Below are 25833 nucleotides of genomic sequence, written 5' to 3'. Positions count from 1 at the left end.
GAAGGTCCCGGACCAGAGTCTTTTTCGATCCTGTCGATGGGCAGGAACCGGAGAGCATCGGAAGAGCATCGGACATGGGCGCACAGCGACTCGATACCGACATACTGATCGTCGGCGGCGGCCTGGTCGGGTTGACGCTGGGGCGCGCACTGGCGCTGAAGGGCATCCGCAGCGTGGTGGTGGACCGCGAGCCTGCGGAAATCCAGACCGATGCCGCCTATGACGGGCGTGGATCGGCCATCGCGCTGGGCTCCAAGCAGCTGCTGGATCGGATCGGGCTGTGGTCGCGCATCGAGCCTGAGGCCGGTCCCATTCTCGACATCCGCGTCTCGGAAGGCGACTCCCGCCTGTTCCTGCATTACGACCACCGCGAGGTCGGCGACGAGCCGATGGGCTGGATCGTCGAGAACACCATCACCCGCCGCGCCCTGTTCGACGGGCTGCCCGAGGTGCCGGACCTCACCCTGCTGGCGCCGTGCAGCGTGGCGCGGCTGGAGCGTGGGCCTGACGGCGTTACCGCGGAGCTGACGGACGGGCGGATTGTCACGGCCCGCCTGGCGGTTGCCGCCGATGGCCGGGGCTCCCGCCTGCGCGAGGAGGCCGGCATCAAGGTCACGCGCTGGAGCTATGGCCAGACCGGCATCGTCTGTTCGGTGTCGCTGGAGCGCCCCCACCGCAATATCGCGCATGAGCGCTTCCTGCCCGCCGGCCCCTTCGCGTTGCTGCCGATGACCGGCATTCCCGGCCATCGGCACCGGGCCTCCATCGTCTGGACCGAGCGTGACGATCTGGTGCCGCACATGATGGGGCTGAGCGGCGAGGCCTTCAGCGCCGAGATGAACCGGCGCTTTGGCGATTATTGCGGCCAGCTGACGCTGCTGGGCCGGCGCTGGGCCTACCCCCTGTCGCTGCTGCTGGCGGAACGCATGATCGACCGCCGGCTGGCGCTCGTCGGCGATTCCGCCCATGGCATCCATCCGATTGCCGGGCAGGGCCTCAATCTCGGCCTGCGTGATGTCGAAGCACTCGTCGATTTGCTGGCCGAGGCGCACGGGCTGGGCCTCGATCTCGGCTCGGCGGCGCTGCTGGCCGACTATGACCGGCGGCGGCGGGTCGATACGATGACGCTGGTTGCCGCGACGGACGGGCTGAACCGGCTGTTCTCCAACGATATCCCGCCGGTCCGGCTGGCCCGCCGGCTGGGCCTCGCGGCGGTCAACCAGGTGCCGCCGCTGAAGCGGCTGTTCATGCGCCACGCGATGGGGACGATTGGCGGCTGACGCCGCTCAGGCGCGGCGCTTCGGCTCGCGCGATAGGCCGCGTTCCTCCAGTTCTGACAGGTATTTCGCCCAGAGTTCTTCCTGGCGGTCGCCCAGTTCGTACAGATAGCGCCAGGAAAAGATGCCGCTGTCGTGCAGATCGTCGAACTTGATACGGATCGCGTAATTGCCGACCGGCTCGACCCCCATGATGCCGACATGGGCACGGCCATGGACGATCTTCTTCTGGCCCGCGCCATGGCCCTGGACCTCGGCCGAGGGGCTCTCGACGCGCAGATATTCCGCCGGCAGGCGAAAGGTGCGGCCATTGTCATAGCTGATTTCCAGCAGCTTCTCCGCCTTCTTCAGCTTGACCTCGACCGGCCAGTGCGGCGTGTCGAATTCCTCGCTCATCGGCGCTTCAGCTCGCTGTCATCGAGCTGCCGTGCCTCATCGACCAGCATGATCGGGATGCCATCGCGGATCGGATAGGCGAGCCGGGCCTGATCGCTGATCAGTTCCTGCCGTTCCGCGTCATAGCGCAGCGGTCCCTTGGTCAGCGGGCAGACCAGAATTTCCAGCAATTTCGGATCGACGCTTCCTGTGGCCCCGTCTCGGCCTGTGGCCTTGCCCTGGCCGGCTTCCTGTTCCGTCACCTGCACCCTCTTTTGTCAGTACCGGCTTCAATGCCGGGCGGTGTCGCCGCTGCCGCGCTCGGCGACGGCCATCTCGATCAGAGTCTGCATGACCCGCGCCCGGTCCGCCAGTGTCGGCGCTTCCAGCAGCGCCTGCTTCTCGGTCGGTGCGAAGGGGCAGATCATCGCCAGCGACGTGATCAGCCGCTCGTCCGGCGCCTCCTTGATGGTCGCCCAGTCGGCCTGGATGCCATAGAGGCGGAAATAATGCGCCAGCGCCGATTCGAAATTCTCGCGCTTCAGGCCGCAACAATCCGATGCCTCAAGATCGCCTTCATAGCCGTTCCAGTCGACCTGCACGCGGCGATAGCCCTGAATGGTCTGCAATTCCTGCGTCACATGGAACCGGCACAGGCCGGTCAGGGTGATGAGATAGCGGCCATCGTCGGTCTCGGCGAAGGCCGTCAGGCGCCCGGCGCAGCCGACAGGGTAGATTTCCGCCGACCCGGCATCGCCACCATACTGTCCTTCGGCGCCGGGCTTGGGCTGGACCATACCGATCAGCCGGTCACCCGCCAGCGCGTCGCGGGTCATCGCCAGATAGCGTGGCTCGAAGATGTTCAGCGGCAGGCGACCGCGCGGCAGCAGCAGCACGCCCGGCAGCGGGAAAACCGACAGGGTCTGCGGCAGTTGGTCGAAGCTCGGGTCGAATACTGATGCACTCATGAAAACAATATGGAGGACAAGGCCCGTCGCGACGAGAGCGTGACCTCATCTTTCGGCCCCCAGGCCTCGAAAAACTTCAGCAGCTGGGTGCGCGCGGCGTCCTCATTCCAGGAACGGTTACGGCGGATGATCTCCAGCAGCGCCCCGGCGGCGGCCTCCTTGTCGCCGGTGGCATAGTGCGCCATTGCCAGCTTGAAGCGGCTGTCATGGTCGGCCGGATTGCGTTCCAGCAGCGCCTGCAGCTGGGCCAGTTCGCCCGCGGCGGCAGCCGCTTCCTCGGCCAGCTCCAGCGCCTGCCGTGCGCTTTCCACTTCGGCGCTCTTTGTCACTTCGTCCGGCAGATCGGCCAGCAGCGCTTTTGCCTCCTCGATCTGGCCGGCGCCGATCAGAGCGCGCAGCAGGCCGGCAATCGCCGCCAGGCTTTCGGGGTCATGCTGCAGGATGCGCGAATAGAGTGCTGCTGCGTTCTGGAAATCGCCGGTGGCCAGCAGCTCGGCCGCCTGATCGAGCGCCGCCTGCACCGCCTCGGCCTCATCGCCGCCAGCCCCGCCGGCGACAGCGGCAAGGCGCTTCACGAACTCCTTCACCTGGCTTTCCGGCAGCGCGCCCTGAAACGCATCGACCGGACGGCCCTGGAAGAAGGCATAGACGGTCGGGATCGACTGCACGCGCAGCTGCGCAGCAACCTCCTGATTCTCGTCCACATTAATCTTAACCATGCGCACCGCGCCCTTGGCCTCCGCCACCGCCTTCTCCAGCGCCGGGCCAAGCTGACGGCAGGGGCCGCACCACGGCGCCCAGAAATCGACGATCACCGGCTGCTGCTGCGAGGCCTCGACGACATCGGCCATGAAGCTCGCCGTCGTGGCATCCTTGATGTAGGGGCTGTTCGTGCCGCCGGATGCGGGCTTGGCGCCGCCGCCGATCAGAAAATCCATCGGTATTCACCGTTTATTTCGTGTTGCCGTGGTGGTGGCGGACAGACACCCCCTCGGGAGCTTCAAACCGCCGGATTCCAGAGTGCAGCAAATGTGGCGGCAATATCCGCCGGATACAAGTCCGCGCAACAGCCCAGCGCGACTGGCCCGCACTCCGGTCATGGCGGCTATTCCTGGAGATCCAGGATCATCGGATCGTGGCCGGTCTGGCGCAGGAAGGCCAGCAGCCCTTCCGGGCTGACGGCGATGGTCCGGTCATTCACCAGCGGATGATAGTTGAGCGGATCGTGCGCCAGCATGCCCTTGTCGAGCACCAGCTTGACCTGACGCGCCGTATCGTTGATGAGCGAGAAGGGCGTCACCGCGCCGGGACGCACGCCCAGCACCTCCCACAGCCGGTCGGCGCTGCCGAAGGACAGCCGCGCGGCGCCAATCTTCTTGTCCAGCGTCTTCAGGTCGATCGGCCGGTCCTCCAGCGCCACGACAAGCCAGTACTGGCCCTTCCTGTCCTTCAGGAACAGGTTCTTGCAATGCCCGCCCGGCAGCTCGCCGCGCAGCTGTTTGGAATCCTCCACCGTGAAGAGCGGCGGATGCCGGTGTTCGACATAGGTGACACCCATCGCCTGCAGCCGCGCCAGCAGCGCGTCCGCGGTCGTCGGCAGGGGCTGCTCATTTTGGGGCCGGTCATCCTGGGCCCTATCATCTTGAGATCGCTCGGTCATGGCCGGCAGCCTACCGACTGACACGGCGGAAACTCAACCGGAAAGACCGGCAAAACCGGCCTCGGAGAGGGTTTGAAATTTTTCCGCGATTCACCGCTTGCAAAGGAAATCGCAATGGGTATTATCGCGGCCTCGCCACGGCCTGACGGCTTGGGCGTACCCAATGCGGGCGTAGCTCAGGGGTAGAGCACAACCTTGCCAAGGTTGGGGTCGTGAGTTCGAATCTCATCGCCCGCTCCAGTTCAGGCGCGAAAGCGCTACGAAAAGGCCGCTGATCCAGCGGCCTTTTTTCATGCCCGGTTTCGCCCTGCCCCACAAACGGCCCTGTCAAACCCGGCACCACCACGCTAAATCCAATTGCCTGTTTTTTCGCCACTTGCTGATTTCTTGCACTTTTCGCCGCACCGCAAATAGCCGCCGGCCTATTTCTGTAATCGAAACCCCTTGTTTTCCCGGCGACTTGTCGAAAACAAGAACTGGCCTGTATATTGCTAAAATAAGACGACGCACAACGCGTCAAACCCGATGGCCTGCCCGACAGACCGGGCCTGCGGGTCAGGGAACAGGGGTAACGAAGCAAGGGGAATAGCAAATGAAGCAAATGCTATTGGGCAGCACCGCGCTGGTCGCGGTGGGGGTGACGATGGGGGCAGTGGCTCAGCCGGCCCTGGCATCCGATCCGATCAAGCTGTCGGTGAACGGCTATTACAATAACGTGGTGACCTATTCCGACCAGGATGGCAGCGGGACCGACTTCAAGAAGGTCGCCTTCCGTCACGAGGGCGAGGTCCAGTTCAATGGCGAGACCAAGCTGGATAACGGCCTGACCGTCGGCTTCCTGGCCAATCTGGAAATCGTGAATACCGGTTCGACCAACGGTCCGACCGACGAAGTCTTCATGTATTTCGAGGGTGGCTTCGGCAAGGTGCAGCTCGGCTCCAAGGAGACGGCTGCCTATCTGATGCATTATCAGGCGCCCTATGTCGGCATCGGCATCAATACGCCTGACTTCGCACCCTACGAGAATAACGGCGCGCCGACCTCGACCTATCTGGTGCAGACCAACGACGCCAACAAGATCACCTACTTCACGCCGCAGTTCAGCGGCTTCCAGCTCGGCTTCTCCTATGTGCCGGACACCACCAACACCGACGGCAACTCCCAGGGCTTCGGCGTTCTGCCCAAGGGCGGGATCGGCGAGCAGGAGGACTGGGTCAGTGTTGCGGCCGCCTACACCCGCGAAATTGGCGCGGTGGAGCTTGGCCTGTCGGCGGGCTACGAGTTCGCCAGCTTGGGCGGAAACGATGGTGCTGGCACTTTCGACGACTTCAAGGGCTATTCCTTCGGCGCCAATGTCGGCTTTGCCGGCTTCACCGTCGGCGGCTCCTACGCCAAGTTCAACAATGGCCTGTCCGGCGACAATGACAGCAAGGCCTGGGATCTGGGCGTCATCTACGAAACCGGCCCCTGGGGCTTCGGCCTGACCTACTTCAACGGCGAGAATGAGGGCAGCAACGCCGAGGCGAAGCTGTTCGACATTGCCGCCTCCTACACCGTCAATGATGGCATCAAGCTCGCCAGCGGCGTGATCCTGGGCGATTTCGACCCCGCCCCGGCAAGCGGCGCCGACGACAAGGCCTTTGCCGTTTATTTCGGGACTTTCCTCACTTTCTGATCCGCATCCCCCTACATGCGGAGGGAATGGCCGGCGCTGCGAAGCGCCGGCCGTTTCCGTTTTCTACCCTGCCCCTTCTTTGTGCCCACGGATTGCGCTAGCTTCTGGCTAAGGATTGCGCAGGGCCAGAAACCGCACTGGCCCATCTCTGTGATCCAGGGGCTAAAGGGGAGAAGGTCATGCTCGGCAAGCTCGAAACCCGCAAGCAGGAGGCGATCGACGCCGTAATCGATCTGGCCCGGCAACGCCTGACGCCGGATCATTGCCGGGCGCTGGAGCCGTTCATCCGCCTGTTCTATGGGCATGTCCCCCCCGACGACATTCTGGAACGCGAGACCGAGGATTTGCTGGGCGCCGCCCTCTCGACCTGGAGCTTCGTCGCGCAGCGCCCCGCCAACACGCCGAAAGTCCGCGCCTTTTCACCCACCTTCGAGGCCCATGGCTGGCATTCGCTGCACAGCGCCATCGAGATCGTGAATGACGATATGCCGTTCCTCGTCGATTCGGTTACGGCGGAACTGGCCCGGCATGGCATGACCGTGCATCTCGTCATCCATCCGATTGCCCGCGTGCGCCGCGACCAGACGGGCAAGCTGATCGAGCTGTTGCCGCCGGAGGCCGAGGCAAAAGACGGGCAGCTGGAATCGATCATGCACATCGAGGCCTCCGAGCAGTCGGACCTCGCGGCCCTGGAACATATTCAGGAACGCCTTGGCCAGGTGCTGTCGGACGTCCGCGCCGCGGTCGAGGACTGGCGCAAGATGCGCGCCGCCGTACTGGGAGAAGTCGAAAGCATCGAGAAGGCGCCGCCGGCCAATCTGGCCGCGGATGAGCTGGCCGAAGCCTGCGCCTTCCTGCGCTGGATGGAGGCGGATCACTTCACCTTCCTCGGCTACCGCGAATATGCCTATACCGGTCGCGGCAAACAGGCCAAGCGCGAGGTCGTGCCGGGCACCGGCCTCGGCATTCTGCGCGATCCCGAGGTGCAGGTGTTCGATGGCATGCGCGAACTGGGCCAGCTGCCCGACGATGTGCGCGACTATCTGCTGACCCCCACCATCCTGGATGTGGTGAAGACCAACCGGCTGGCCACCGTGCACCGCCCCGTGCACATGGATTCCATCGCCGTGAAGCGGTTCGACGATGCCGGCACGGTGATCGGGGAGCGGCGCTTCGTCGGCCTGTTCACCTCGGTCGCCTATAACCAGTCGCCGACCAGCATTCCGCTGCTGCGCCTGAAGGTCGCCCGCATCCTGACGCGCGCCGGCTTCCCGCCAGCCAGCCATGACGGCAAGGCGATGGTCAATATCCTGGAGACCTTCCCGCGCGACGAGCTGTTCCAGATCAACGATGACGAGCTGTTCGAGATGGCGCTGGGCATCCTGCATCTGCAGGAACGCCAGCGCACCGCGCTGTTCGTCCGGCGTGACGCGTTCGAGCGCCACATCTCCTGCCTGGTCTATGTGCCGCGCGACAATTTCAACACCGACCTCAGGCTGAAGATCCAGGCGCTGCTGGAGAAAAGCTTCAACGGCACGCTCGCCGCCTTCTACACACAGCTTTCCGATTCCGTGCTGGCGCGGGTTCATTACATTATCAAAACGACCCGCGGCGAGATCCCGCCCTATGATGTGAAGGAGCTGGAGGCGCGCATCGTCGAGGCCGGGCGCTCCTGGACCGACCGGCTGTCCGAGGCGCTGATCGAGGCGAAGGGCGAAGAGCGCGGCATGGCGCTGTTCAAGACCTACGGGCGCGCCTTCCCGGTCAGCTACACGGAATATTTCAACGCCCAGTCCGCGCTGCTCGACATCGACCGGATCGAGGCGCTCAGCGCCAACCGCCCGCTCGTCATGAATCTCTACCGGCCCATCGGGGCGGCGGAACATGAGGTGCATTTCAAGGTCTACCGGATGGGCCAGCCGGTGCCGCTGTCCGACATCCTGCCGATGCTGGAGAATATGGGGCTGCGGGCCATCAGCGAGGTGCCGTTCGAGGTCGAGCCGGCCGGCCTCGGCGCCTCCGTCTGGGTGCATGATTTCAGCCTGCATGCTGCCGATGCAGGGCCCATCGACCTGGCCCGCGCCAAGCAGAAGTTCCAGGATGCCTTCGCCGCTGTCTGGGACGGCGAGACCGAGGATGATGCCTTCAACCGGTTGGTGCTGCGCGGGGGCTTGAGCGCGCGCGAGGCGGCGATCATCCGCGCCTATGCGAAATATCTGCGCCAGACCGGCTTTACCTTCAGCCAGGACTATATCGAGCAGACGCTGGCGAAATACGCCGACATCGCGCGGCTGGTGGTAGCGCTGTTCACCGCCCGGTTCGATCCGACAAACCGCAAGGACGCCGATGTCCGCGAGGGCGGTATCCTGGTCGAGATCGAACATGCGCTGGACGCGGTTTCCAGCCTGGACGAGGACCGCATCCTGCGGCGTTTCGTGAATCTGGTGCAGGCGACCCTGCGCACCAACGCCTTCCAGAAAGGCCCGGACGGGCGCCCCAAGCCCTATATCTCCTTCAAGCTGAACAGCCAGCGCATCGACGAGCTGCCGCTGCCCCGGCCGATGGTCGAGATCTGGGTCTATTCGCCGCGTGTCGAGGCGGTGCATCTGCGCGGTGGCAAGGTGGCGCGCGGCGGTATCCGCTGGTCCGACCGCAAGGAGGATTTCCGCACCGAGGTGCTGGGGCTGATGAAGGCGCAGATGGTGAAGAACGCCGTCATCGTGCCGGTCGGCTCCAAGGGCGGCTTCGTGGTGAAGCGTCCGCCCGCCGAGGGCGGCCGCGAGGCGCTGATGGAAGAGGTCATCGTCTGCTACAAGCTGTTCATGTGCGGCATGCTGGACATTACCGACAATGTGTCGGGCGCTGACATCGTGCCGCCGCCGGATGTGGTCCGGCATGACGAGGACGATCCCTACCTCGTCGTCGCCGCCGACAAGGGCACGGCCACCTTCTCCGACATCGCTAATTCGGTCTCCATCGACTATGGCTTCTGGCTGGGCGATGCCTTCGCCTCGGGTGGTTCCGCCGGCTATGACCACAAGAAGATGGGCATCACCGCGCGCGGCGCCTGGGAAGGGGTGAAACGGCATTTCCGCGAGCTGGGCCACGATATTCAGAGCGAGAATTTCACCGTGGCCGGCGTCGGCGACATGTCGGGGGACGTGTTCGGCAACGGCATGCTGCTGTCCCGGCATATAAGGCTGATCGCCGCCTTCAACCATCTGCACATCTTCATCGACCCGGACCCCGACCCGGCCACCAGCTTTGCCGAGCGCAAGCGGCTGTTCGACCTGCCGCGCTCCAGCTGGGCGGACTACGACACCAAGGTTCTGTCGAAGGGCGGAGCGGTGTTCGACCGCAAGGCGAAGTCGCTGAAGCTGTCGCCCGAGGCGCGCAAGGCGCTGGGCATCGCGGAGGAGACGCTGACCCCCACCGCGCTGATGACGGCGATCCTGAAGGCCGAGATCGATCTGCTGTGGTTCGGCGGCATCGGCAGCTATGTGAAGGCGCGCAGCGAAAGCCATGCCGATGCCGGCGACCGGGCCAATGACGCGATCCGCATCAACGGACACGCTATCCGCGCCCGGGTGGTGGGCGAGGGCGCCAATCTCGGCATGACGCAGCGCGGGCGCATCGAATATGCCCTGTCCGGCGGGCGGCTGAACACCGACTTCATCGACAATTCAGCCGGTGTCGATTGCTCCGACCATGAGGTCAATATCAAGGTGCTGCTGGGCGGCGTTGTGCAGGCCGGCGACATGACCGAAAAGCAGCGCAACAAGCTGCTGGAGCAGATGACCGACGATGTGGGCGAGCATGTGCTGCGGCACAATTATCTTCAGACCCAGGCCATCAGCATGGAGGAGGCACGCGGCGGCGAGTTGCTGGATTTGCATGCCAGGCTGATGCGGCATCTGGAGCGCGCCGGCAAGCTGGACCGGGCCATCGAATTCCTGCCCGACGACGACACCATCGCCGACCGCGCTTCCGCTAATGCCGGGCTGACCCGGCCGGAGCTGGCGATCCTGCTCTCCTACTCCAAGATCGCGCTGTACAACGACCTTCTGGCTTCCGACCTGCCAGACGATCCGCTGCTGGTCGAGGATCTGCAGCGCTATTTCCCGGAGCGGCTGCGCGTGCCTTTCAGGGACTATATCGCCGGGCACAGGCTGCGCCGGGAGATCGTCACCACCGTCACCACCAATTCCATGGTGAACCGGGTCGGCAGCGCCTTCGTCGATTCGATCCGCGAGAAGACCGGCCAGTCCGCCGTCGATATCGCGCGGGCCTATACGATCAGCCGCGAGGCGTTCAGCCTGCGCGACCGCTGGGCCGAGATCGAGGCGCTGGACGGCAAGGCCCCGGCGGATGTGCAGGTCGGGATGCTGCTGGAATATGGAAGGCTGGTCGAGCGGGCCACATTGTGGTTCCTGGCGAACGCCACCCGGCCGCTCGACATCTCCGCCGAGATCAGCCGTTTCGGACCGGGAATCGCCACGCTGTGCAAAGCGCTCGACACGGTGATACCGGAAGCCGATATGGGCAGTCTGAAACTGCGTAAGGCCGAATTGCAAAAGCACGGCGTCTCGGCGTCGCTGGCCTCCGAGATCGTCGCCATCGACTATCTGCTGAGCGCCCCGGATATCGTGAAGATCGCCGAAATGGCGGGCGGCAAGACCGACATTGTCGATGTCGCGCGCATCTATTTCGCCGTCGGCACCCGCTTTGGCCTCGACTGGCTGCGCAATGCCGCCGACGGGCTGACGCTGGACAATCACTGGCAGAAGATCGCCGTGGACAGCGCTGTCGGCGATCTCTACAGCCACCAGGCCCTGCTGACCCAGAGCGTGCTGGCCACCACCGGGAAAGCCGCTAAGGGCAAAGGAGAGGACAAGATCGAAAGCTGGGTCTCCGAAAACCGTGCAGCGGCGGACAAGGCCGCCCAGCTGCTGGCCGACTTCCGCAACACGCCGGGCGGCGTCGATCTCGCCATGCTGACAGTGGCGAACGCGCAGCTGCGCGCGCTGCTACCCGCCTGACGCGCCGGGGATGAGCGAAACCGCATCCCCCGTCCGGCGACCGGACCGCCGGGCGGTCTTCTCCTGGTGCCTGTTCGACTGGGCGAACAACAGCTACCCGACGGTCATCACTACCTTCGTCTTCGCCGCCTATTTCACCCGCGCCGTCGCCGAGACGCCGGAACAGGGCACTTTCCTGTGGGGGCAGGCGACCGGACTGGCTGGGCTGGCCGTCGCCCTGACCGGGCCGGTGCTGGGCGCCATCGCCGATCGCGCCGGCGCCCGCAAGCCCTGGATTTTCTGGTTCAGCCTGGTCTGCATCGCGGCCAGCGCCGCGCTGTGGTTCGTGGAGCCCACCAGCGACCATATCCCGCGCGCCCTGCTGCTGGTCGCCCTCGCGGCGCTGGGCTACGAATATGCCGGCATATTCTACAATGCGATGCTGCCGGACCTTGCCGGCAACGGACGCACCGGAAGGCTTTCCGGCTGGGGCTGGGCTGCCGGCTATGGTGGCGGGCTGCTGTGCCTCGTCGTGGCGCTGTTTGCGCTGGTGCAGGCCGATCCGCCGCCCTTCGGCCTCGACCCGGAGCTAGCCGAGCCGGTGCGCGCCACCGCGCTGCTGGTCGCCTTATGGTACCTCGTCTTCATGGTGCCGTTCTTCCTGTGGACGCCGGACCGGCCGCGCACCAGCGTGCCGATGGCGCAGACGGCGCGCGAGGGGCTGGCAGAGCTGCGCCGGCTACTGCGCGATATCCGCCAGTACGGCACGGTCGTGCGTTTCCTGCTGGCGCGCATGTTCTACACCGACGGGCTGGTGACCCTGTTCGCCTTTGGCGGCATCTATGCCGCCGGCACTTTCGGCATGAGCTTCGCCGAGATCATCCAGTTCGGCATCGCCATGAATGTGACCGCCGGGCTGGGGGCTTTCCTCTTCGCCTGGGTGGATGACTGGATCGGCCCGAAGCGTACCATCCTGATCACCCTGGTCTTCCTGATCGGCTTCGGCTTTGCCGTGCTGCTGGTCGAGAGCGTGCTGTGGTTCTGGATTCTGGCGCTGACGCTGGGCCTGTTCGTTGGACCGGCGCAGGCTGCCGGGCGCAGCCTGATGGCCCGGCTGGCGCCGGTGGGGAAGGAGGCGGAGATGTTCGGCCTGTTCGCCCTGTCCGGCAAGGCGACCGCCTGGGCAGGGCCGATGCTGCTGGGCTGGGCGACCTTCGCCTTCGACAGCCAGCGCGCCGGCATGGCGACCATCCTGGCCTTCTTTGTCGTGGGGCTGCTGATCCTGCTGCCGCTGAAGGAACCGCCGGCGCGGCGGGACTAGCCTAGCCGGCGGCCAGCTCGGCGCGGACCTGCTGGCGGAAGATGTCGATGGGCAGCGCCATGCCATCGCGCGTGCAATGCCAGAAGGTCCAGCCATTGCAGGCCGGCGCGCCCTGGACCGCGGCCCCTACGGAATGGATCGATCCCTGGATACCGCCATCGCGGCTGGGGGCGATCAGCGTGCCGTCGGCGCGGATCTTCGCCGACCAGCGCTTGCGCTCATCAAACAGGACTTCGCCCGGCCGCAGCATGCCGCGCTCCACGATGGCGCCAAACGGCACGCGCGGCTCGCTGCGCTTGGAGCGGATGGCGACGATATCCGGCTCCCGCATCGGGGCAACCTTGGCGATCCGTGCCTCGGCGGCGGCGGCATAAGCGGGGTCGCGCTCCAGCCCGATATAGTGCCGGCCCAGCGCGCGGGCGACGGCGCCGGTGGTGCCGCTGCCGAAGAACGGGTCCAGCACCACACCGCCCGGCTGAGTGGTCGCCATCAGGACACGGTAGAGCAGGGCTTCCGGCTTCTGCGTCGGATGGATCTTGCGGCCCTCCGCATCCTTCAGCCGCTCCGGCCCGGTGCAGAGCGGCAGCAGCCAGTCGCTGCGCATCTGCTGGTCATCATTCAGGCTCTTCAGCGCGTCGTAATTGAAGCTGTAGCTCTTCTGATCCTTGCCCTTGGTGCACCAGATCAGCGTCTCATGCGCGTTGGTGAAGCGCCGGCCACGGAAATTCGGCATCGGGTTGGTCTTGCGCCAGATCACATCGTTCATGATCCAGAAGCCCAGATCCTGCAGGATGGCGCCAACCCGGAAGATGTTGTGATAGCTGCCGATGACCCAGAGCGCGCCATCATCCTTCAGGATGCGGCGCGCCGCCTTCAGCCAGCCGCGCGTGAACTCGTCATAGGCCGAGAAATCCTCGAACCGGTCCCACTCATCATCCACCCCATCGACCCGACTGTTGTTCGGGCGCAGCAGGTCGCCGCCCAGCTGCAGATTGTAGGGCGGATCGGCAAAGACGAGATCGACCGACCGCGCGGGCAGGCGGTTCATCGTCTCGATACAGTCGCCCAGCAAAATCTGGTCGAGCGGGAGGGTCTTGTCAGGCACCATCCGGCCAATGTGAGTCGGGCCCGACTCGCCGTCAAGCAAAAAAGGGTTCAGAGTCAGGAGTCTACAAACGACTCCTCAACCGATTCCTTCGGGCTGCTGCAGAAGCGCCTGAATCGGGCGGAAGGAATGCCGGTGGTGCCGGGTCGGGCCGAGGTCGCGCAGCGCCGCCTGGTGCGCCGCCGTGCCATAGCCGGCATTGCTGGCCCAGCCATAGGGGCCATAGCGCGCATCTAGCCGCGCCATCGCCCGGTCGCGCGTCACCTTGGCGACGATGGAGGCCGCCGCGATGGAGAGCGACAGCCCGTCGCCGCCGACCAGCGCGCGCGCCGGGCAGGGCAGGGGCGGCAGCCTGTTGCCATCGACCAGCGCAAGGTCGGGCAGGAACGGCAACCGCCCGATCGCGCGCCGCATGGCAAGATATGTGGCCTGCAGGATGTTCAGCCGGTCGATCTCGGCGGCACTGGCCGCCCCGACACCGATCCAGGCACAGGCACGGATCATCGGCAGCAGCGCCTCGCGCCGTTCCTTCTTCAGCTTCTTGGAATCGTCGATCAGGGACAGCAGCGCCACCGGCAAGCGCGTAGTATCGAAGATCACCGCCGCGGCCACCACCGGCCCGGCCCAGGGACCGCGCCCGGCCTCGTCAATGCCGGCGACAAGGCCGCCATGCGCCTGTTCGAGCATCAGATCGGGCATTGGTTCCGCCTACGTTACGATCTGCCCAGCATAGCGAAAGCAGCGGCCACGGCAAACACCCGGACGATCAGAACAGGCTGAGTTGCCCGGTTTCGGGTGGCGGCACCTTGAACTGGCTGAGGTCCAGCGCCCAACGGTCGCGGTTCAGCTCCAGCCGGGCTACGGCGGTGCGGAAACGCTGGGCAATCAGCTGGGCATAGGGGCCGTCGCCGCGCATGCGCTTGCCGAATTCCGCCGTATAGAGAGCCCCGCCGCGCGTGTCGCGCACCAGCGACAGCACATGCCTGGCGCGGTCGGGCCGGTGTGTCTCCAGCCAGTCGGCGAACAGATCCTTGATCTCCAATGGCAGGCGCAGCAGCACATAGCCGGCGGATTTTGCGCCGGCCTCCGCCGCCGCCTGCAGGATCGCCTCCAGCTCGTAATCATTCAGCGCCGGGATCATCGGCGCCGCCATCACCCCGGTCGGGATGCCGGCCTCGCTCAGCTTGCGGATCGCCTCCAGCCGCAGCGGCGGGGTAGAGGCGCGCGGCTCCATCACCCGGGCGAGGTCACGGTCCAGCGTGGTGACCGACAGGCTGACGGCGACCAGCCGGCGTTTCGCCAGCCGCGCCAGAATATCGATGTCGCGCGTCACCAGCGCCGATTTGGTGACGATGCCGACCGGATGGCCGAACCGTTCCAGCACCTCCAGCACGGCGCGGGTGATCCGCAAGGACCGCTCCGCCGGCTGATAGGGGTCGGTATTCGCCCCCATGGCGATGACGGTGGGTTTGTAATTCCGGCCCCGGAACGTCTTGTCGAGCAGCGATGCTGCATCCGGCTTGGCGAAGATCTTGGTCTCGAAATCCAGCCCCGGCGACAGGCCCAGATAGGCATGGGTCGGCCGCGCGAAGCAGTAGATGCAGCCATGTTCGCAGCCCTTATAGGGGTTGATCGAGCTGCTGAAGGGGATATCCGGCGATTGATTATGGCTGACGATGCTGCGGCTGCTGTCGGTGCGGATTTCCGTGCGCGGCCGGTTTTCGTCGGGGAACTCATCCTCAGGTACGCGGTCCCAGCCGTCAGAGACGGCGATACGGGTGAATTTCTCGTAGCGGCCACTCTCGTTGCGGATGGCGCCACGGCCCTTCCGGGGCAGAATGGGGGCTTCCTCGACCATGCCTGAAAGCATGATCGTGAAAACGGAACAAATCAAGAACAAGAATCGAGATCAGTCTTCCCCAGGATCGCGCTTGTGGCCATCCAGCTTGCTGTCTTCCAGCTTCTTCCCGGCTTCGGTGCCGCGCTTCTCTGCCTTTGTGCGGCCAAAGGCTGCGCGGTTCTCCGCCGCCTTCCGTTCCTTCTCACGCCGGTCGCGCTCCTTGCGGGCCTGCCGCAGATTGATGATCTCTCCCATACGGGAATCCTAGAAGGAAAGCCGGTCCGGGCCAAGCCATTCGGCGCGGATCGCGGCGATGGTGGCGGGGTCGAGATAATCCACCACCCGACCCTCGACATGGGCGGTGAGCGCAGCATCGACATCCTCGCTGGACCAGTCCTCGGTCGCTGCCGCCAGATGCTTCTCGCGCTGCCGTGCCTTCGCCGATTCAACCCGGTAATGCACGCACCAGGTGACGGAGCGCAGCCAGGTCAGCCGCCGCAACGGCAGCAGCCAGGGCATCAGCGCCTCACGCATCGCTGGCGGCAGCAACTTGAGATAGGCGGCGTAGAAGGATTCGATCGCGCCACGCGGCAGGCTGGCGGCGGCTTCCACATCCCAGGTGGTGGAGGTGTGCAGGCTGGCATGGGCGAGGTCTATGGCCGGCGCGCCATAGACCACTTTTTCCAGATCGACGCAGACCACCCGGCCCGATGCTTCGCGAAGGTAATTGCCGGGGTGGGTGTCACTCAGCACCAGTGCCAGCGGCTGCGGCCGGGAGGCCGCCTCGGCCGCGAAATCGCGCGCCCAGGCCAGTTCCGCCTCGATCTGCACCCGCGCCTCCGAGTCGAGGCCTGCCACTTCCAGCCCAAGCGCTTGCCGCCTGACGATGGCGAGCGTACCGGCCACGGCCTCCCGGTGTTCCTGCAGCGGCGCGCGCTCCCCCGTCGGCGGCACGGGCAGGGTGTGAATAGCGGCAAGGCAGGCGACAATACCGGCCATATCGTCCGGCAGGGACAGCACTACGCCATCGATGCGCTCCACCAGAAGAGCCCCCATCGGGAGATCCCGTGACGGCTCCAGAATGCCCAGCAGTGCCGGGGTATGACCGCTGGGCTGGCACCGTTCGAAGCAGGCTTTCTGGTAGGCCAGATTGTCCCGCGCGGAGAAACCGAACTGGCTCTGCCTTGGCACCCGCAGCAGCACGCCCTTCCCGCCGATCCGCACATGATCATGAGCCAGCCCCTTCTCGGGCAGGGGAGCCAGAGCGGACAAGGGCACATCCTCATAGCCCGGCAGGCGCATCAGCGCCCGATGCAGTGCTGGCAGATCGACCAGACGCCCCATCGCTTCCCTCACCACATCGTTAACAGCCTCCCCCTCCGGTCTATGGTAGGAACGAGGCACAAGCAATCTCCCGCAACGAGCGCTCGCCCGAACGTGACCGAAAAGCCGATCCTGTCCATCGTGATCCCGACGCTGAACGCAGCGGACACTCTGCCCTCCTGCCTTGCAGCCCTGCGGCTGGGTGAACGGGCGGAATTGCCACACGAGATTCTTGTCGTCGATGGCGGATCCGGTGACGGTACGGTGGCATTGGCCCGGCAGGCCGGGGCACGGCAGGTCGATGCAGAACGAGGGCGGGGCACTCAGCTTCGCGCAGGCGGGCAGGCGGCGAATGGCGAATGGCTGCTGTTTCTGCACGCCGATACGATTCTCGCCGGCGACTGGCCGGGTGCCATTTCCCGTTTCATCAGCGACCCGGCGAGCCGCTATCGCGCTGCCTATTGCCGCCTCGGCTTCGACGATGACCAGCCGGGCCACCGGCTGATCGCGGCAGCGGCCAATCTGCGCAGCCGGCTGTTCGGCCTGCCCTATGGCGACCAGGCGTTGCTGATCCACAGGGACTACTATCGCACAATGGGGGAGTACCCGGCGCTGCTACTGATGGAGGATGTGGCGCTTGTCTGCCGGATCGGCCGCCGCAATCTGCAACAGCTGCCCGATGTAACTGCGCTCACTTCGGCAGAGCGCTACCGCCGCAACGGCACGATGCGACGGGTAGTCCGCAACTGGATTTGCCTCGGCGCCTACTTCCTCGGTGTCTCGCCCGAGCGGATCGCGAGGTTCTACCGGTGAGGGCGCGGCGAAACCTGATTGTCTTCGCCAAACAACCCCGAATCGGCCGGGTGAAGAGCCGGCTGGCACGCGATATCGGCCGCGTCGCAGCCTGGCGCTTCTACCGCGCCCAGCTGTCCGGCCTGTTGCGCCGGCTGGGTCGGGACCCGCGCTGGCGCTGCTGGCTTGCCGTCACGCCGGATGCCGCCGTGCGCTGCCACCGCTGGCCGCTTGGTTGGCGGGTATTACCGCAAGGGCAGGGCGATCTGGGGACACGCATGCTGCGCGTCTTCGACAGGATGCCGATGGGCCCGACATTGCTGATCGGCAGCGACATTCCGGAAATCCGCACCTGCCATATCGACGATGGCTTTCGCCTGCTGCAACGGCACGAGGCCGTTCTGGGCCCGGCAGGCGATGGCGGCTACTGGCTGATCGGCCTGAGGCGGGACGCGCAACCCCAGCGCCTTGATCTCACAAGGGTCCGCTGGTCCGGCCCGCACGCGCTGGCCGATACAAGACAGGCCATGAGCGGGCTTTCCGTCGGGCTGGCTGCTGAGCTGGAGGACATCGATACCGGCGCAGACTTTGCACGCTGGCAGGAAAGACAGAGAAAAAACCGCTAGCTCAGGATTTGCGGCCCCAGCCTTCATGCTCGCGCAGGCGCGGCATCAGCTCCACGAAATTGCAGGGCTGGTGCCGGATGTCGAGCTGCTGCTGCAGGATTCCGTCCCAGGCATCCTTCACCGCCCCGGTAGAACCGGGCAGGGCAAACAGGTAGGTCCCCCTGGCCACCCCCGCGACCGCACGGGACTGGATCGTGGAGCTGCCGATCTTCTGGTAGCTCTGCCAGCGGAACAGCTCGCCGAAGCCGGGTATTTCCTTTTCGAAGACTTGGGCGAAGGCCTCCGGCGTCACATCGCGCCCGGTCACGCCGGTCCCGCCGGTGGAAATCACGCAATCCACTGCCGGATCGTCAATCCAGCGCTTCAGCTGGGCGACGATGTCGGCGATCTCGTCTTTCACGATATCGCGGGCAGCCACCTTGTGGCCTGCGGCCTCGATTCGCTGAACCAGCGTGTCGCCGGAGCGATCCTCCGCCAGTCCACGCGTATCGGACACCGTCAAAACGGCGATGTTGATCGCAACGAAGGGAATACGCTCGTCAATCGCCATGATCGGCAACCATGATCCGGTACTAGCGCCCCACCGAAATGGTCTGCGCAACGGCAGCGCGGGCCTGCTCGTCCAGCGATTCATATTTCGGCCACTGGCCGGCTGCGACCTGATCCAGCGACGGCGAGGGCTGGCCCATGCGCATCCGGTAGGTCCAGAAATTCGCCACCACCCGCTCCACGAAATTGCGCGTCTCGCGCGACGGGATCGATTCGATGAACAGCAGCGGATCATCGCGGTAATCGACCTGCTTCAGCCAGCGCCCGAGATTGCCCGGGCCGGCATTGTAGGAGGCAACCACCCAGAACAGGTTCCCTTCCAGCTGCTCCAGCCCGATCAGGTGCTGCAGATAGCGCTGGCCCAGCGTCAGGTTCAGATCGGGATCAAACAATTCGGAGCGGTCGCCCGCATATTCCTCGTCCGTCGCCATCAGCCGCGCGGTGCTGGGCATCAGCTGCATCAGGCCGCGGGCGCCACTGCCGCTCTGGGCACGGACATCGAAGGCGGATTCCTGACGGATGATGCTGAACAGCAGCGCCTTGTCGACGATGAAGCCGCCAGGCGGTTCCCATTGCGGCATCGGGAACAGGCCCACCTTGTAGCGCTCGCCGGTCGCGACCTGCAGCCGGCTGGCCAGTCGCAGCGCCAGACCGGCCATATTGGCGCGGTTGGCGACGGCCAGCACGGCCGTAGCACGCTCCGGCTCGATCCGCGGGTAGAGCTTGCGCAGCTCCATCTCCGCCAACTCGACCATCTCCAGCTGGATCAGCGCCAGGCTGCGCTTGCCGCCTGGCTGTTCCATGAGATAGCGGAAATCGGCTTCGCCAAGCGCCGGCTCGCTCCAGTTCGCCGGCGTCTCGACACCCAGCGCGCGGCGCGCCAGCAGGCCATAGAAGCTCGCCGGGAAGGTTGCCGCGCGGGCCAGCCAGCGGGTGGCCTCAGCCGGGCGGCGCAACTTCAGATGCACGCGCGACGCCCAATAGGCACCGGCAGCGGCAGTCCAGCCGGACACATCATCATCCAGCGCCACCAGCTCGAAATAGCGGCCGGCGGTATCGAACTTGCCAAGCCGCCAAGCGGCGAGGCCTGCGACCCAGGCCGCCATCTTGTCGCTGTCGCCGGACTGGCGCACCGCCAGAGCGGCCTGTTCCAGCGCCAGGTCGTCCCGATTGGCGAGATAGTAGCCGGCGGCGATCTCGCCCCGGGCAAGGGCGAGCGGCAGGGTATCGATCTGGCCCTTCAGCCGCCCTTCGAGAAGCTTCAGCGCCGCGCTCGGCGACCCGTCGCGCGACAGCGCCGTGATCTGGCGCAGAACCTGATCGGCGCCGGCATCCCGAACCAGCTTGCCAGCCCGGTTGCGGATGCTGATCCGCTCCGGCATGCCGGAGCCTTCGGTGCCATTACCGTACAGATAGCCCTGCACCGGGCCCGGCGGCGCCTTGGCACCGGCCGGCTTGCGCTTCAGGGCCAGGCTATGGACCCGGCTGGCTTCCGGATGGTCGGCATACTTCTCCAGCCAGCTTCGCAGCTCCTCATAGGAAGAGCGGTAGGCCGTCGGATGCATATAGCGCTGATAGAGCACATGCCCCATCAGTGAGCGGTCACCCAGCTTGGCGATTTCCCGGTCGGCGGCTTCCCACCGCCCGAGCGTCTGCAGCGAGAAGATACGCTTGTAGAGCAGGGCATCCGAAGGACGCAGCACGGCAGGCAAACCGGAGGCTTGACCCTCGAGAGCTTTCTCGAGAGTGCCGGGCGACAGCAGCGCGGTTTCGATCGGCAGCCCATCCAGGGCCTTCGCCGGCATCGACAGCCCAACCGCAAAAACTGCCGCGAGCATTGATGCCTTTGAAATCGCTATGATTTTTCTAGTATCACGCGCATTCATAGCGTTAGGTAAAACAGAAGAGGAGCGCTCTGGCAAGACGTTGAATCGTGTCAGCGTGTTGCAGTTATTCAACGTCGACTTTCTGGAAATTTGGCTTCGGGTGTGAACTCAATAAGTTATACAGAAGTTCCTAATTTCGACTTTAGCTCAAGAAAATCGCGCCAGGCGCTTCGCTTCTCCTTCGGGCTGCGCAGAAGGAAGGCCGGATGATAGGTGGCGAGGCACGACACCGGCTGATCCAGCCCCTCGACGGGATGCTCATACCAGCGCCCACGCAGTCGCATGATGCCCTCGCTGCGGTTCAGCAGGGATTTTGCCGCCGTGCCGCCCAGCAGGACGACATAGCGCGGCTTCACCAGGGCGATGTGGCGCTCAATGAAGGGCAGGCAGGCGGCGATCTCGGCGGCGGTCGGCGTGCGGTCGCCAGGCGGGCGCCAGGGCAGGATATTGGCGATATAAGCGGCTTTGTCGGCGCTTTCCGCATGTCGGTCCAGCCCGATGGTCGCCAGCATGCGGTCCAGCAGCTGGCCGGAGCGGCCGACGAAAGGCAGGCCCTTGCGGTCCTCGTCGCGGCCCGGCGCCTCGCCGATGAACATGACGGGTGCTGACGGATTGCCATCGGCAAAGACCAGATTCATTGCCGTCTGCTTCAGGGCACACCCCTCGAACGCGGCAAGGGCATCACGCAGCGCCTCCAGCGACCCGGCAGCGGCGGCCTGGCGCCGCGCATCGTCGGCACCCGTAAAAGCGGCACCTGACGCTGCAGCCGGCGCGGCAATCGGTCGCGAGGGGGAGGGCGGTATCGGCGGCGTCCGCGCAGCCATCGGTGCGGGCATGGCAGCGGCAGACTGTTGACGCGCCGCAACCGCATAGCGGTCAATCGGCTGATCCTCGATTGCCTCGTCGATTCCGGCCTCGGCGTACCATTGCAACAGCCGGATCGGGTTGGAGAATTGCGGTTCAGGCATGGCAATCGCCATCGCGTTGCGCTAAGGGATAGGCGGTCTCAGATTTGACGAACTATATAGGAAGCGGCGGGCCGTGAGGGCGAAAGTTCGACCGCCAGCCGCATTTCCGGTCCGCCACGACATGATCTAGCGCAGCAGGACAGGGTAAATGGAACGCGAAAGCATGGAATATGACGTCGTCATCGTCGGCGCCGGCCCGTCGGGCCTGAGCGCGGCGATACGGCTGAAGCAGATCTGCGCCGAAACCGGCAAGGATGTCAGCGTCTGCATCGTCGAGAAGGGGTCCGAGGTCGGGGCGCACATCCTGTCCGGTGCGGTGCTGGAGCCGCGCGCGCTCAACGAGCTGATTCCCGACTGGAAGGAGAAGGGCGCGCCGCTGAACACGCCTGCGGCTGACGACCGCTTCATGTTCCTGACGGAATCCAAGGCCTTCAAGCTGCCGACCCCGCCGCAGATGAACAATCACGGCAATTACATCGTCAGCCTGGGCAATGTCTGCCGCTGGCTGGGCGAGCAGGCCGAGGCGCTGGGGGTGGAGATCTATCCCGGCTTCGCCGCGGCCGAGGTGCTGTATGACGAGAATGGCGCGGTGCGCGGTGTCGCCACCGGCGACATGGGCATCGGCAAGGATGGCGAGCAGACCGCAAACTATACGCCGGGCGTCGAGCTGCATGCGAAGATCACCCTGTTCGCCGAGGGCTGCCGCGGTTCGCTCAGCAAGGGCCTGTTCCAGAAGTTCGAGCTGCGCAAGGACTGCGACCCGCAGACCTTCGGCATCGGCATCAAGGAACTGTGGGAGATCGACCCTGAAAAGCACAAGCCGGGGCTGGTCTGGCATTCCATCGGCTGGCCGATGGATACCAACACCTATGGCGGCTCCTTCCTGTACCATCTGGAAGGCAACCAGATGGCGGTCGGCTTCGTGATCGGACTGGACTACCAGAACCCCTATCTCAGCCCGTTCGACGAATTCCAGCGCTTCAAGCTGCACCCCGCCGTAAAGCCTTTCTTCGAAGGCGCGCGGCGCATCTCCTACGGTGCGCGGGCGCTGAACGAAGGCGGCTTCCAGTCGATCCCGAAGCTGACCTTCCCGGGTGGCGCGCTGATCGGCTGCACGGCCGGCTTCCTGAACGTGCCGAAGATCAAGGGCACGCACACCGCGATGAAGTCCGGCATGCTGGCTGCCGAAGCCGCCTTCGAGGCTCTCACCCAGGAAGGCGCGGGCAACGGAATCGAGCTTACCGCCTATCCGGAAGCCCTGAAGGCAAGCTGGGTCTGGGGCGAGCTGTATGGTGTGCGCAACATCAGGCCCGCCTTCCATTACGGCATGTGGTCGGGCCTTGCCTATTCGGCGCTCGATACTTACCTGTTTCGTGGCAAGGCGCCGTGGACCTTACGCAACCATGCCGACCATCCGCAGCTGAAGAAAGCGTCCGAGTGCACGCCGATCGACTATCCCAAGCCCGACGGCAAGATCACCTTCGACAAGCTGTCCTCGGTGTTCATCTCGAATACCAATCACGAGGAGAATCAGCCGGCCCATCTGACGCTGCGCGACAAGAGCGTGCCCATCGAGGTGAATCTGGCGCTGTACGACGCGCCGGAGCAGCGCTACTGCCCGGCCGGTGTGTACGAAATCGTGCGCGACGACGACGGATCGAACCCCAGGCTGCAGATCAACGCGCAGAACTGCGTGCACTGCAAGACCTGCGACATCAAGGACCCGTCGCAGAATATCAACTGGGTCGTTCCGGAAGGTGGCGGCGGCCCCAATTATCCCAACATGTAGAAGCCTGCCCAGGACGCCGTGCCGGCGCGGTACTCCCGCCCGGCCGATGGTCCTGCTGATGGGTGGAGAACAGATCATGACACGCCTGCTGCTGCCCGCTCGTCTTGCGCGTCTGGCCTGCGCCCTGCTCCTCGGCGGTACCGTTCTGGGGAACCCGGCCCTCGCACGAACCGGCGACAGCATGTCCGCAGCCTATGGCAGCTATCTGGCGGGACAGCACGCCTATCGCGAGGCGGACCTTGCCGCCGCCGCCGACTACATGATCCAGGCGCTGGCCGCCGATCCCGACAATCCGACGCTGCTGCGCCGCGTGCTGGTGCTGCAGATCGCCGAGGGCCGGCTCGATTCGCTGGATTCTCTGGCCCGGCGGGTGGCCGACCTGGCGCCCGGCGATCCGGTTGCCGCCCTCTATCTTTCCCTGGAGATGGCCCGGAGCGGCGATTTCCAGGGCGCTGTCGCGCAGCTGCAGGCCCAGCCACCGCGTGGGCTGATGCAGCTGACCCGGCCGCTGCTGCTGGCCTGGATGCTGCAGGGCAAGGGCGATAGCGAGGCCGCGCTGAAGCTGCTTGGCGATATCCGGCAGGAAGACGGGCTGTCGCTGCTGGCCAACTTCCATCGCGGCCTGCTGCAGATGGTGGCCGGTCAGCCGCAGGAAGCGGCCGCGACCCTGGAAACCCTGATGAACAGCCTGGAGACACCGCCGCTGCGGCTGGTCATGGCGCTGGGCTGGATCTATGAGAGCCAGGGCCAGGCGGACAAGGCGCGCGCGCTGTACGCATCGGCGCGCGGCGACCAGGCGGACGGGCGGATCATCGACCGCTGGATCGACCGGCTGAACCAGGGACAGGCGCCGAAGCCGGTGGCGTCCGATGTGCTGCACGGCCTCGCCGAGGCGCTGTACGACATTGCCACGGGCCTGCGCAACGACCGCGCCACTGAGGCCGCGCTCATCCATGCCCGGCTGGCGCTCCATCTCGACCCCGGCCATCCCAGCAAAGCTCTGCTGATCGGCGATCTGCTGCAGGACCAGCGCCGCTGGGACGAGGCCATCGCCGCCTTCCGGAAAGTGCCGCAAGACTCGCCCTATAGCTGGAATGCCGCCATGGCGATCGGCGAATCGCTGAACGCGATGAAACGACGCGACGAGGCCATCGCGCATTTCCGCAGCCTGTCGGACCAGAACAAGGACCGGCACGAGGCGCTGGTCCGGGTTGGCGACCTGCTGCGGGGCGCGGAGAAATATATAGAGGCGGCGGAGGCCTACGATGCGGCAATGGCGCGTATCGATGGTCCGGAAGGGGCAAACTGGACGCTCTACTATGTCCGGGGCATCGCCCATGAACGTGCCAAGCAGTGGGACAAGGCCGAGCAGGATTTCCAGAAGGCGCTGGAATTGCAGCCGGAACAGCCGCTGGTGTTGAACTACCTGGCCTATTCCTGGACCGATCAGGGCATAAGGCTGGACGAGGCACATGAGATGATCGAGCGCGCCGTCGCGCAGCGGCCGACGGATGGCTACATCGTCGACAGCCTGGGCTGGATCCTCTACCGCAAAGGACGTTTCGAGGATGCGGTGCGCCAGCTGGAACGCGCCATCGAGCTGCAGCCGAACGATCCAGTCATCAACGATCATCTGGGCGATGCCTATTGGCAGGTCGGCCGGAAGCTTGAGGCCCAGTTCCAGTGGCAGCGCGTGCTTACGCTGAAGCCCGAGGACAAGAGCCTGATCGAATCGGTCGAGAAGAAGCTGAAGGACGGGCTTTCCGACCCCGCGAAACGCGACGGATGACCGCCGCCGCCGTTTCGGCGGATGCCCCCGCCAAGCTGAACCTGTTCCTGCATGTCACGGGCCGCCGCCCGGATGGCTACCATCTGCTGGACAGCCTGGTCGCTTTCACCGAAACCGGCGACCGGATTATCGCGGAGCCCGCCGATTCCCTGCGCCTTTCGGTTACGGGTCCGTTTGCCGGAGCCCTGAGAGGCGAAGCCGATAATCTGGTGTTGCGCGCCGCCCGACTGCTTGGCGAGGAAGCTGACCGGAGGCCGGATGTTGCCCTGACGCTGGAGAAGAACCTGCCGGTCGCCGCCGGCATTGGCGGCGGATCGGCGGACGCCGCCGCGACGCTGCGCGCCCTCATCCGCCTGTGGGGACTGGAAATGCCAGCCGACCGGCTGGCCGAGCTGGGGTTGAGATTGGGGGCTGACGTACCGGCCTGTCTGCTGGGCCGGCCTTCCCGGCTGAAGGGTATGGGCGAACAGCTGGATCCGCTGCTCGCACTGCCGGCACTACCTGTCCTGCTGGTCAATCCCGGTGTGCCGCTCTCCACCCCCGATGTCTTCCGCGCCCGGACCGGTGATTTTGGCGCGGCGGCACCGGTCATACTCCCCGAGGACCCAGCCGCGCTGCTGGATGTTCTCCGCGCCCAACGCAACGATCTGACGGAGGCAGCCCGCACCCTCGTGCCGCAGATCGGGAGGGTGCTGGACCGGCTTCAGGCCTTGCCAGGCTGTTTGCTGGCACGGCTGTCGGGCAGCGGTCCTACCTGCTTTGCCCTTATGCGCGACGTAGAATCGGCAAAGGCCGGCGCCGACATCCTGCGGGCGGCGGAACCCGGTTGGTGGGTCTGCGCGACAAGGCTGCGCCCGGCCTAGCGGACGCCG

At 65.4% G+C, this 25833-nt stretch carries 23 protein-coding genes and 1 tRNA gene; 11 read left to right on the top strand and 13 right to left on the bottom strand.

Going from position 1 to position 25833, the window contains the following annotated elements:
* The first annotated feature begins 74 nt into the window (after positions 1-74).
* Positions 75-1280: a UbiH/UbiF/VisC/COQ6 family ubiquinone biosynthesis hydroxylase gene (locus P24_RS03290; protein ID WP_008943273.1), complete on the top strand. Its 1206-nt coding sequence runs from the start codon at positions 75-77 to the stop codon at positions 1278-1280.
* A 6-nt stretch (positions 1281-1286) separates the two neighbouring features.
* On the opposite strand, the gene P24_RS03285 is transcribed toward P24_RS03290, so the two are convergent.
* The 5 genes from P24_RS03285 to P24_RS03265 all read right to left on the bottom strand — a co-directional run bounded on the left by P24_RS03285 (position 1287) and on the right by P24_RS03265 (position 4280).
* A complete protein-coding gene (locus P24_RS03285; protein WP_008943272.1) occupies positions 1287-1673 on the bottom strand; it encodes a gamma-butyrobetaine hydroxylase-like domain-containing protein in 387 nt (128 codons plus the stop codon).
* Positions 1670-1915 (bottom strand): Trm112 family protein, encoded by a 246-nt coding sequence (locus tag P24_RS03280; protein ID WP_051013070.1) that lies wholly within the window; start codon positions 1913-1915, stop codon positions 1670-1672. Before P24_RS03280 ends, P24_RS03285 begins: the two co-directional genes overlap by 4 nt.
* Before the next feature lie 27 nt (positions 1916-1942).
* Positions 1943-2620 (bottom strand): LON peptidase substrate-binding domain-containing protein, encoded by a 678-nt coding sequence (locus P24_RS03275; RefSeq protein WP_008943270.1) that lies wholly within the window; start codon positions 2618-2620, stop codon positions 1943-1945.
* Positions 2617-3558 carry a thioredoxin gene (gene trxA / locus P24_RS03270; RefSeq protein WP_008943269.1) on the bottom strand — a complete coding sequence of 314 codons (942 nt, stop codon included), beginning with the start codon at positions 3556-3558 and terminating at the stop codon, positions 2617-2619. Before trxA ends, P24_RS03275 begins: the two co-directional genes overlap by 4 nt.
* Before the next feature lie 167 nt (positions 3559-3725).
* Entirely contained in the window at positions 3726-4280 is a 555-nt protein-coding gene (locus P24_RS03265; RefSeq protein ID WP_008943268.1) for a prolyl-tRNA synthetase associated domain-containing protein, read from the bottom strand.
* Positions 4281-4445: 165 nt separating this feature from the next.
* Between P24_RS03265 and P24_RS03260 the strand changes: the two genes are divergently transcribed.
* The 4 genes from P24_RS03260 to P24_RS03245 all read left to right on the top strand — a co-directional run bounded on the left by P24_RS03260 (position 4446) and on the right by P24_RS03245 (position 12294).
* Positions 4446-4520: transfer RNA gene (locus P24_RS03260), tRNA-Gly, on the top strand.
* Between the two features lie 352 nt (positions 4521-4872).
* On the top strand, positions 4873-5955 hold the full coding sequence (locus P24_RS03255; RefSeq protein WP_008943267.1) for a porin: 1083 nt from the start codon (positions 4873-4875) through the stop codon (positions 5953-5955).
* Positions 5956-6134: 179 nt separating this feature from the next.
* Positions 6135-10994, top strand: a complete 4860-nt coding sequence (locus P24_RS03250; RefSeq protein ID WP_008943266.1) for an NAD-glutamate dehydrogenase — start codon at positions 6135-6137, stop codon at positions 10992-10994.
* Between the two features lie 10 nt (positions 10995-11004).
* Positions 11005-12294: an MFS transporter gene (locus P24_RS03245; RefSeq protein ID WP_008943265.1), complete on the top strand. Its 1290-nt coding sequence runs from the start codon at positions 11005-11007 to the stop codon at positions 12292-12294.
* A gap of 1 nt (position 12295) precedes the next feature.
* Here P24_RS03245 and P24_RS03240 read toward each other — a convergent pair whose 3' ends face one another.
* The 5 genes from P24_RS03240 to P24_RS03220 form a co-directional block, all read right to left on the bottom strand.
* Entirely contained in the window at positions 12296-13402 is a 1107-nt protein-coding gene (locus P24_RS03240) for a site-specific DNA-methyltransferase (protein WP_008943264.1), read from the bottom strand.
* A gap of 75 nt (positions 13403-13477) precedes the next feature.
* On the bottom strand, positions 13478-14098 hold the full coding sequence (locus tag P24_RS03235) for a ribonuclease HII (protein ID WP_008943263.1): 621 nt from the start codon (positions 14096-14098) through the stop codon (positions 13478-13480).
* A gap of 67 nt (positions 14099-14165) precedes the next feature.
* Entirely contained in the window at positions 14166-15257 is a 1092-nt protein-coding gene (locus P24_RS03230) for a PA0069 family radical SAM protein (protein WP_008943262.1), read from the bottom strand.
* A 51-nt stretch (positions 15258-15308) separates the two neighbouring features.
* Complete coding sequence (locus P24_RS03225) at positions 15309-15494, bottom strand: DUF4169 family protein (RefSeq protein ID WP_008943261.1); 186 nt, start codon at positions 15492-15494, stop codon at positions 15309-15311.
* Positions 15495-15503: 9 nt separating this feature from the next.
* The gene (locus P24_RS03220) at positions 15504-16643 is read right to left on the bottom strand and encodes an aminoglycoside phosphotransferase family protein (RefSeq protein ID WP_156816149.1); all 1140 of its coding nucleotides are present in this window, start codon (positions 16641-16643) and stop codon (positions 15504-15506) included.
* A gap of 33 nt (positions 16644-16676) precedes the next feature.
* On the opposite strand from P24_RS03220, the gene P24_RS03215 reads away from it, so the two are divergent.
* Positions 16677-17375 carry a TIGR04283 family arsenosugar biosynthesis glycosyltransferase gene (locus P24_RS03215; RefSeq protein WP_008943259.1) on the top strand — a complete coding sequence of 233 codons (699 nt, stop codon included), beginning with the start codon at positions 16677-16679 and terminating at the stop codon, positions 17373-17375.
* Positions 17372-17980, top strand: a complete 609-nt coding sequence (locus tag P24_RS03210) for a TIGR04282 family arsenosugar biosynthesis glycosyltransferase (protein ID WP_040706298.1) — start codon at positions 17372-17374, stop codon at positions 17978-17980. Before P24_RS03215 ends, P24_RS03210 begins: the two co-directional genes overlap by 4 nt.
* A gap of 1 nt (position 17981) precedes the next feature.
* Here the strand turns inward: P24_RS03210 and moaB are convergent, their stop codons facing one another.
* Together moaB and P24_RS03200 are read right to left on the bottom strand one after the other, a co-directional pair.
* Positions 17982-18530, bottom strand: coding sequence for a molybdenum cofactor biosynthesis protein B (moaB, locus tag P24_RS03205; RefSeq protein WP_008943257.1), 549 nt, complete (start codon positions 18528-18530; stop codon positions 17982-17984).
* Between the two features lie 22 nt (positions 18531-18552).
* Entirely contained in the window at positions 18553-20232 is a 1680-nt protein-coding gene (locus P24_RS03200) for a lytic transglycosylase domain-containing protein (RefSeq protein WP_156816148.1), read from the bottom strand.
* Positions 20233-20275: 43 nt separating this feature from the next.
* Between P24_RS03200 and P24_RS19985 the strand changes: the two genes are divergently transcribed.
* Positions 20276-20521 (top strand): hypothetical protein, encoded by a 246-nt coding sequence (locus tag P24_RS19985; RefSeq protein WP_156816147.1) that lies wholly within the window; start codon positions 20276-20278, stop codon positions 20519-20521.
* A 10-nt stretch (positions 20522-20531) separates the two neighbouring features.
* Here P24_RS19985 and P24_RS03195 read toward each other — a convergent pair whose 3' ends face one another.
* A complete protein-coding gene (locus P24_RS03195; protein ID WP_202802346.1) occupies positions 20532-21383 on the bottom strand; it encodes a uracil-DNA glycosylase in 852 nt (283 codons plus the stop codon).
* 148 nt (positions 21384-21531) lie between these two features.
* On the opposite strand from P24_RS03195, the gene P24_RS03190 reads away from it, so the two are divergent.
* The 3 genes from P24_RS03190 to P24_RS03180 all read left to right on the top strand — a co-directional run bounded on the left by P24_RS03190 (position 21532) and on the right by P24_RS03180 (position 25824).
* On the top strand, positions 21532-23172 hold the full coding sequence (locus tag P24_RS03190) for an electron transfer flavoprotein-ubiquinone oxidoreductase (RefSeq protein WP_008943254.1): 1641 nt from the start codon (positions 21532-21534) through the stop codon (positions 23170-23172).
* Positions 23173-23248: 76 nt separating this feature from the next.
* Positions 23249-24961, top strand: coding sequence for a tetratricopeptide repeat protein (locus P24_RS03185; RefSeq protein WP_040706419.1), 1713 nt, complete (start codon positions 23249-23251; stop codon positions 24959-24961).
* Positions 24958-25824: a 4-(cytidine 5'-diphospho)-2-C-methyl-D-erythritol kinase gene (locus P24_RS03180; protein ID WP_008943252.1), complete on the top strand. Its 867-nt coding sequence runs from the start codon at positions 24958-24960 to the stop codon at positions 25822-25824. Before P24_RS03185 ends, P24_RS03180 begins: the two co-directional genes overlap by 4 nt.
* Positions 25825-25833 lie beyond the last annotated feature (9 nt).

Origin of the sequence: Oceanibaculum indicum P24, from assembly GCF_000299935.1 — a bacterium.
Lineage (GTDB): Bacteria > Pseudomonadota > Alphaproteobacteria > Oceanibaculales > Oceanibaculaceae > Oceanibaculum > Oceanibaculum indicum.
Note: the sequence above shows the minus strand (reverse complement) of the source record. Positions and strands in the feature narration are given on the sequence as shown.